The 4,218-nt window shown below is 70.9% G+C and carries 5 protein-coding genes; 2 read left to right on the top strand and 3 right to left on the bottom strand.

All coding sequences use genetic code 11. The features are described from left to right. Positions 1 to 90: 90 nt before the first annotated feature. Positions 91 to 342: a hypothetical protein gene (locus tag WH85_RS45820; RefSeq protein ID WP_045748514.1), complete on the bottom strand. Its 252-nt coding sequence runs from the start codon at positions 340 to 342 to the stop codon at positions 91 to 93. Positions 343 to 580: 238 nt separating this feature from the next. After that, a complete protein-coding gene (locus tag WH85_RS45815; RefSeq protein ID WP_045748513.1) occupies positions 581 to 967 on the bottom strand; it encodes a MerR family transcriptional regulator in 387 nt (128 codons plus the stop codon). A 64-nt stretch (positions 968 to 1,031) separates the two neighbouring features. On the opposite strand from WH85_RS45815, the gene WH85_RS45810 reads away from it, so the two are divergent. Together WH85_RS45810 and WH85_RS52625 are read left to right on the top strand one after the other, a co-directional pair. After that, complete coding sequence (locus WH85_RS45810; RefSeq protein WP_045748512.1) at positions 1,032 to 2,261, top strand: MFS transporter; 1,230 nt, start codon at positions 1,032 to 1,034, stop codon at positions 2,259 to 2,261. Positions 2,262 to 2,817: 556 nt separating this feature from the next. Next, positions 2,818 to 3,339 carry a hypothetical protein gene (locus WH85_RS52625; RefSeq protein WP_211275662.1) on the top strand — a complete coding sequence of 174 codons (522 nt, stop codon included), beginning with the start codon at positions 2,818 to 2,820 and terminating at the stop codon, positions 3,337 to 3,339. Here the strand turns inward: WH85_RS52625 and WH85_RS48030 are convergent. After that, the coding region (locus WH85_RS48030) for a GGDEF domain-containing protein (protein WP_157411657.1) at positions 3,319 to 4,218 on the bottom strand (900 nt) is incomplete at its 5' end. The genes WH85_RS52625 and WH85_RS48030 overlap by 21 nt on opposite strands.

The following is a 4,218-nucleotide window of genomic DNA, read 5'->3' as shown; positions in this document are numbered from 1 at the left end:
CCCACCCGGTCCAGCGGCTGCCGCACACTCGACAACGCCGGCCGCAGGTACGACGCGTCGGCGATGTCGTCGAAACCCACCACGGCCAGCTCACGGGGCTCCCGGGATCGCCACCGGATGACGCCACAGCCAGGTGACCGGGATGACGATCAGGTACCGGGTCAGCCAGGCCGGCGGCGGCTCGAAGTACCGCTCCCACACCCGCGCCAGCCCGGCGGCGATCAGCCCGAGTAGCCGCAACGGCAGTCCGCCGAGCGTCGCGATCGTCTTGATCGGCCAGAGCAGCCAGTGGTCGTCGTTCGCCGGCCGGCCGGGATGCCGTATTCCGTCATGCGCCCACACCCCCAGTACCGTGTGTGATCACGTGATCCACGGTGAGTTTCCCTTGAGCAAAATACCTTCTACAAGGTCATTGGCCAGGGGTGGTCGCATGTTTCCAGAAGTCGTGCCCCGACCAGGGAAAATGTGGGCCGGGGTGGGGGTGGGCCAGGCGTTTCACCAGCGCGGCGGCCCATTTAAACAGAACCTCACCGAATCGTTAACGAATGGCGGGTCTCAATGCGTAAACGCGTTCCGCGAGTCAGGCGGCGACCTCGGTCGCCGGGCGGGCCTGGGCGCGGACCTCGTCGAGGTACTCGGTGACCGCGTCGCGGTTGCGGGTCAGGGCGTCGATGCGCCGTTGCATGCGTTCCAGCTCCTGGCTCAGCGTCTCGATGATCTCCGGGGTGGCGTCCGAGAAGACGATCGCGCGGGGCTTGTCGAGGCAGGGCAGGACCTGTTTGATGACCCGGGTGGGCAGGCCCGCATCGAGGAGACCGCGGATCTGCAGCACCCGGTCGGCGAACCGGTCGTCGTACGAGCGGTAGCCGTTGGCGCATCGCTGCGACACAATGAGGCCCTGCTCCTCGTAGTAGCGCAGCAGGCGTCGCGATGTGCCGGTCCGGTCCGCGAGCTCACCGATGCGCATGTGATCCACCTCACGTCGAAGTGCTTGACCTTCACACTGATGTGAAGGTTTCAGCATACGGGTCATGGCAACCGAGAGCACCGACCTCAGTGTGGGGTCACCCGTACCGGCCCGGGCCGGCGACCGGCTCCCGATGTCCGCGCTACTCGCGCTGGCCACGGCGGTCTTCATCACCAGTCTCACCGAGACGCTGCCCGCCGGCGTGCTGCCGGGCATGAGCGGCAGCCTCGGGGTCAGCGAGTCCCTGGCCGGGCAGTCCGTCACGATCTACGCCCTCGGCACCGCCCTCACCGCGATCCCGCTGACCGCCTTCACCGCGAACTGGCCCCGCAAGCGGCTCCTGCTGACCGCGATGGTGGTCTTCTCCGTCGCCAACACGGTCACCGCGATCTCCTCCGACTACCTCACGACGATGGTCGCCCGTTTCGCCGCGGGGGTCGCCGCCGGCCTGGCCTGGGCCCTGCTCGCCGGATACGCCCGCCGTCTCGTCCCGCCCCGCCTGCAGGGCAAGGCGGTGTCGGTCGCGATGGCCGGCATCCCGGTCGCCCTGTCGCTGGGCGTACCGGCCGGCACCTTCCTCGGCCAGGCCCTCGGCTGGCGGGCCGCCTTCACCGCCATGACGCTGCTCACCGTCGTCCTTCTCGGCTGGATCGCGGTGTCGGTCCCCGGCTTCCCCGGGCACCCCGCCGGTGAGCGGCCGCCCATGCTGCGCGCTCTCGGGGTACCGGGCGTCACCCCGGTCCTGATCGTCACGCTGGTCTTCGTCCTGGCCCACACCATCCTGTACGCCTACATCACCACGTTCCTCGCCCACCTCGGCATGGCCGGGTCCGCCGACGCCGTCCTGCTGGCCTTCGGTGTCGCCTCCCTGGCCAGCATCGTGGCCACCGGCGCCTGGATCGACCGCAAGCTGCGGGTCCTCACGGTGGCGAGTGTCCTGCTCGTCGGTGTCGCCGCCGCGGTCCTCGCCACGCTCGCCGCCAGTGACGTGCTGGTCTACACCGCCGCGGTCCTGTGGGGGCTGGGCTGGGGCGGCGTACCGACCCTGCTGCAGACCGCCGTCGCCGACGCCGGTGGCAAAGCCGCCGATGCCGCCCAGGCCATGCTGGTGACCCTGTGGAACGTCGCCATGGCCGCGGGCGGCGTGATCGGCGGCGTCCTGCTGGAGTCCCTCGGCGCGGGGGTCTTCCCCGCCACCGTCGGCATCCTCCTGATCCCGGTGCTGGTGATCGTCGTCGGTGCCCGCGCCCACGGGTTCCCGGTCCGCCGCCCGGCCGCGGAGCCGGCCGCCTGACCGGGGTCACACGGGCGGCGAAAGTGTCGGTGGGCACTGCTACCTTCGCGGGACCGTTCGACGAGATGCGACTGCGGCCCGAGTCCCGTGACCATCAGTTAGCACCTGGAGACGTTCGCCGGGCTACCGGTCGTTCCCTGGAATGCCGGCAAGAAGGAGCGGCCCGCCGACTCGGGCGGTGGCCTGGCGGATCGACGCCCCGGAATACGATGACCAATCCTTCACCGATGCCCTGACCAAGGTCATGAAGCGGACCGGCCCGGGCGGACCGGCCCGGGCGGGCCGGCCCGGGCGGGCCGGCCCGGGCGGGCCGGTAACCCCGGGCACGTGGTGGTCCGGACCAGCCGGTCCCCGATGACCAACCCGCACCTGGGCAACGCCCGCGGCGCCGTGGCGGCGGTCCGGGCCGCCGCCGGCGAGCACGCGTGAGCGGCCGCGATGGAGACGTGTGCCCGGGCGGCCGCCTGCTTCCCGGACACCCTGCAGGTCAAGCACGGGCCGGGTGACGATCCGCCGAAACAGCCCGGCGCCGGCCGGTGACGCCGAGACTGGCCAGATGTCGAAACAACACGGACGTCGTCTTGCCGGTCTCGTCGCGGCGGTCCTGCCGCTCACCCTCAGCGCCGGTACGCTGCCGGCAAGCGCCCAGCCCGCACCTCCCGGCCGGTACGTCTGCTACGAGGCGCACGTGCAGAACGTCGGCTGGCAGGGCCGGCAGTGCAACGGCGGCGTCGCCGGCACCACCGGCCAGAGCCTGCGACTGGAAGCCATCACGATCACCGGCGGTGGCGTCGGCGCCCTCTGCTACGAGGCGCACGTGCAGAACGTCGGCTGGCAGAGCCGGCGCTGCAACGGTGAGGTCGCCGGGACCACCGGCCAGAGCCTGCGACTGGAGGCGCTGACGATCACCGCGTCCCGGGGCTCGGTCTGCTACAACGCGCACGTGCAGAACATCGGCTGGCAGGGGTGGCGCTGCGACGGCGAGACCGCGGGCACGACCGGTCGGAGTCTGCGCCTGGAGGCCATCATGATCAAGGTGAGCCCCGGGCGGCTCGGGTCAGTGACCCCGGGTCGCTGACTTCGCGCGGTACATCGCGGCGTCGGCCTCCCGCAGCATGCGATCGGGGTCGGACGCCCCCGGCTGGGAGACGGCGACGCCGATGCTGACGCCCACCTCGACCGTGTGGCCGTCGATCTCCATCGGCTCGCAGACCGCGGCCTGGAGCGCGGCACACACCGTCTTGTAGCTATCAGGATCGGTCAAGCCGTCGATCAGGACCACGAACTCGTCGCCGCCCAGCCGGGCCACCGTGTCACTACGGCGCAACCGGCTGGTCAGGCGATGAGCCATCTCGATCAGCAGCAGGTCACCGGCGGCGTGACCGAGAGTGTCGTTCACCGCCTTGAACCGATCCAGGTCGAGCAGCAGCACGGCGAACCGGAACGACGGATCACGGGTGGCGCGCATCCCGGCCCGAGCCAGCCGGTCCTCCAGCAACAGACGGTTCGGCAGCCCGGTCAGGTGATCGCGCATCGCCGCGGTGCGCAGGCGTTCCTCCTGCTCACGCAGGGCGGCCATGGTCACCTGGTAGTCCAGCGCCTTGGTCAACAACGACCCCGAGTGGTTCATCATCTCGCGGCCGGGCGGCGTGGTCGACTGGATCCGGCCGACCGCGGCGAGCATCCCCCAGTCCCGGGCCGGGCTGCGCACCGGCACCACGAACACCACGTCACCGTCGGCGCCGTCGGCAACCCCGAACAACTCCGGCGGGGGAAACGCGGTCACGCTCATCTCGGCGTACGGGGCACCGGCCGTTACCCGGTATTCGCCGGCCAGCTCGAGGTGATCGTTTTCAGCCGTCCACAGTCCGAGGCAACCGGCCAGGGCCGGCGTGGAACCCAGCCAGTCCAGAGCCCGCGGGTCATAGGTGTGCCGGCCGAGCAGCGCGATGCCGAG

Origin of the sequence: Actinoplanes rectilineatus (assembly GCF_000962825.1) — a bacterium.
Lineage (GTDB): Bacteria > Actinomycetota > Actinomycetes > Mycobacteriales > Micromonosporaceae > Actinoplanes > Actinoplanes rectilineatus.
This window is presented reverse-complemented; position numbering and strand designations above follow the sequence as displayed.

Excerpts from the sequence above, each read along its gene's own strand:
- WH85_RS45815 (WP_045748513.1), bottom strand. The coding sequence starts at position 967 with ATGCGCATCGGTGAGCTCGCGGACCGGACCGGCACATCGCGACGCCTG.
- WH85_RS52625 (WP_211275662.1), top strand. The coding sequence starts at position 2,818 with ATGTCGAAACAACACGGACGTCGTCTTGCCGGTCTCGTCGCGGCGGTC.
- WH85_RS45810 (WP_045748512.1), top strand. The coding sequence starts at position 1,032 with ATGGCAACCGAGAGCACCGACCTCAGTGTGGGGTCACCCGTACCGGCC.